At 70.1% G+C, this 3,226-nt stretch carries 4 protein-coding genes; 2 read left to right on the top strand and 2 right to left on the bottom strand.

From position 1 onward, the window contains the following. Together AMK22_RS37075 and AMK22_RS37070 are read right to left on the bottom strand one after the other, a co-directional pair. Positions 1-936, bottom strand: a 936-nt coding sequence (locus AMK22_RS37075; protein WP_073792134.1) for a 4Fe-4S dicluster domain-containing protein, incomplete at its 3' end; no start/stop codon positions are given. A gap of 200 nt (positions 937-1,136) precedes the next feature. Then, positions 1,137-1,655, bottom strand: a complete 519-nt coding sequence (locus AMK22_RS37070; protein ID WP_073792133.1) for a hydrogenase maturation protease — start codon at positions 1,653-1,655, stop codon at positions 1,137-1,139. A gap of 151 nt (positions 1,656-1,806) precedes the next feature. On the opposite strand from AMK22_RS37070, the gene AMK22_RS37065 reads away from it, so the two are divergent. Beyond that, the gene (locus AMK22_RS37065; RefSeq protein WP_073792131.1) at positions 1,807-2,283 is read left to right on the top strand and encodes an Hsp20/alpha crystallin family protein; all 477 of its coding nucleotides are present in this window, start codon (positions 1,807-1,809) and stop codon (positions 2,281-2,283) included. 153 nt (positions 2,284-2,436) lie between these two features. Continuing rightward, positions 2,437-2,787 carry a BON domain-containing protein gene (locus AMK22_RS37060; RefSeq protein ID WP_079186614.1) on the top strand — a complete coding sequence of 117 codons (351 nt, stop codon included), beginning with the start codon at positions 2,437-2,439 and terminating at the stop codon, positions 2,785-2,787. Positions 2,788-3,226 lie beyond the last annotated feature (439 nt).

The raw sequence follows: 3,226 nt of genomic DNA, 5'->3' as shown, positions 1-3,226 counted from the left end.
GTCCCAGCGGCGCCACCGCTCGGCGTGGTCGCCCGTGAGATCGGTGACGTCCTCCGTGGTGGTGCAGAAGCAGGTGGGACAGACCATGGTGCAGTTGCCGCAACTCAGGCACCGGGAGGTGACGTCGTCCCAGCGTTCCGCATCGAGGCTGTCCCGCATCAGAGAACGCAAATCCACCGGGGGCATGGACCGGCCCATGTGCTCGGCGGCCTCACGCACGACGCGGGACGCGGCCGCCCGTACGGCCTCGTCGGCGCTGCGGCGCGGGAGTTCCGCGAGCACAGCGGCGCCCTCCTCGCTCCCGCTCCGGCACAGGAAGCGGTGGCCGGACGCGTCCACGAGCTCGGTGAGCGCGAGATCGTACCCGGCGTCCACGCCCGGTCCCGCTCCCATGGACACGCAGAAACAGGTGGCTCCCGGCTCGGTGCACTCGACCGCGACCAGGAAGGCGCCCGTCCGCCGGGACACGTAGTCGGGGTCCCGGTGGCGGCCGCCGCCCATGACCCGGTCCAGGATCCGGATGGCCCGCAGATCGCACGGCCGCACGCCGAGGAACGCGTAGGAGACGATCCTGGGCTCCTCCGCGCGCACCGTCGGCCCGTCCACGGGGTGGCGGTCCACGGTCCACTGCCGGACCCGTTCGGGGTGCAGATACGTCTTCCACGACTGCGGTCCCGCGCTGTGGGCGAAGGCCGCCCCGTCCGGACGGCGGCGGATCCGGTAGTGTCCCGCTTCCAGTTCGACCCCCCAGCCGTGGGGCAGCTCATCGGCGGAATCCAGTTCGTCCAGGACGATCGCCCCGTCGCGCACGGTCGGGCCGATCACGGTGCGCCCGCGCCGCTTGAGGGCACGCACGAGCGCGTCGAGTCCGCCGCGGTCGAGCACCGCCTCCGCCCGGTCGCCGTAGTCCGCTCGGTCGTCTTCGAGGTCGTTCATCCGCCTGTCCCTCGTCTCCGTGCCCCGCGTCACCCTGCCGTTCGCCGAAGGGACGGGGCCCACCATGACCCGATCGCGTCGCCGCACGGAGTGTGGCTGTCCACGGACAGAGTGTCAGGCCAGCGTGATCCGTGCCCGGATCTGGACGGCGTGTCCGGCCTGACCGGTGTGCTCCCACGCCCGAACGGCCGGTGCGCCACTCAGCCGGCGCGGTAGCCGCGCGACGGCGGTCCGCCGCGCCCCTCGATGTCGACCTTGATCCGCCTGGCCAGACGGGGCACCGCGTGCGCCACCTCCGGGGTCAGTCCGAAGCCGGGTGAGTGGTCCGCTCCCTCGACCGCGTACAGGACGAGACGGTCCGGAAGGCTCCCGAGGCTCTCACCGAGCCGCAGGGCTTCGGCGAGGCCGAGTCCGTGGGTGCTGTGCCGTCCGGCGGCGGCACGCAGAACTCCGGCCGGTTCGTCGCACCATCGGTGCGTCCGCCCGGGACGTGCCGAAGGGGGAAAGCATGCATCGACGACGACCGCGAGACCGGCGTTCTCCCACAGCGCGATCAACCGGCCCGGTTCGCCGTCGGACCGCGCGAGGACGGTATCCACAGGCAACGGCCGCCTCGTGCTCTGCTCTCCCAGCAGCGCGACCACGGCCCACCCCACCCCGTCGTCGCGGCGGAACTCGTTCCCGATCCCGATGACCGCCGTACGGGTGAGCGACTCCATCGATGTGCTCCTTTCCTCGGCGGCCCTCGCTTCCGCGGGCCGCGTTCACCGGGGAGGGCAGCCTCCGTCCCGTGACGCGGTCGCCTGATTCCGGCGTGACGCGCACCATGGATAGTGACCTGAAAGCCCTGCTCCGCGGAGGTGAACCGCGATGACACTCCCTGCACGACACCGGCCCGGCAGTCTGCTCGAAAGGTCTTTTCCCGGTCTGGGGTGGAACGAGCCGGTCGCCGCAGAGTTCGACGAGCTGTTCGAGCGGATGAACCAGCTGCTGGGCTCCGCCGCCTCCGCACCGGCCGGACTCGCATGGTCCCCCGCAGCGGACGTACGGGACACCGATGACGCCTACGTCATCGAGGCGGAACTCCCGGGCATCAAGCGGGACGGCATCGACATCGAGATCAGCGGCCGGGAACTGCGTATCACAGGGGACCTCAAGGAACGTGAGCGCGAAGGGGTGGTGCGCCGCAGCACCCGGCGGACCGGGCACTTCGAGTACCACGCACACCTGCCATCCGACGTCAGGCCGGACGACGTCAGCGCCGCCCTCAGCGACGGCGTGCTGACCGTCACCGTGCCCAAGGCACAGACCGTCAAGCCCCGGCACATCGAGATCACCGGCACCTGACCAGGCGGACCGGCTCCCGCCCCGCTGACCGAGCGCCGCCCTGCGAAGGCCAAGGGCATATGACCATGCAGTGACGAGGTACCGACCGGGTGCCACGGGGTCGAGCATCCGCAAAGGCCGGGACGGCAATCCACTCGATCTCCGAGCGAACCGCTGGCGTGGTGCGCGGTTCTTGTCGTGAAACGCCTGCCTGTCGTGGCCGAGACCGACAAGTTGCTGGGCATCGTCAGCCGCAGCGACCTCCTCCGGGTCTTCCTCCGCCGGGACGAGGCCATCCAGGAAGAGATCCACCGGGACGTACTGCAAGAAACAATGGGGCTCGCTCCGTCGGCGGTGACCGCCGAGGTCAGGCAGGGGCAGGTGTCTCTCCGCGGAAACATCGAGCTCAAGAGCCTGGTTCCAATCACCGAGCGCCTGTGCCAGAGCGTCGAGGGCGTGGTGGCCGTGCACGAGCACAGCGCCTATCGGACCGACGATGGCCAAAGGGCGCACAACGGCATGTGAGATGACCGTGCCTCTGCACTGCCGCGAGAGCGGGCACCGCATCGACGACTCCCTTCGGCCGATTTCCCAGCGACGCGGTCGACGATGTCGGGCGCCACTTGCGCTCGGAATTCCCGGGCCGGCGCTCCGCCGCAGCAGCCGCTCGCTCGCCGCCCACAGCTCGTCATCGACGTCCCACGACCTCGGCCACACACTCCACTCCCCCAGCTCAGCAGGCCCGGAGCAATCCGACCACCTCGCTGATTATTTCCTCGGAAGTCCCCATAAGTCCCCCGATCTGCCCTACGGCCGCGCATGGGGCACGCTGCGTTGATACGACTATGAGACGCGTGCACCTCTGTCAGTCGGTGTCTGGTCGCCGCCTGGCGGCCGTAAACCTGGGCGGGCTCTGCCCGGACGACCGTCTCAGGACCATTCGCGGGGTTCATGTCGACGGAAG

The organism is Streptomyces sp. CB01580, assembly GCF_001905795.1.
Lineage (GTDB): Bacteria > Actinomycetota > Actinomycetes > Streptomycetales > Streptomycetaceae > Streptomyces.
Note: the sequence above shows the minus strand (reverse complement) of the source record. Positions and strands in the feature narration are given on the sequence as shown.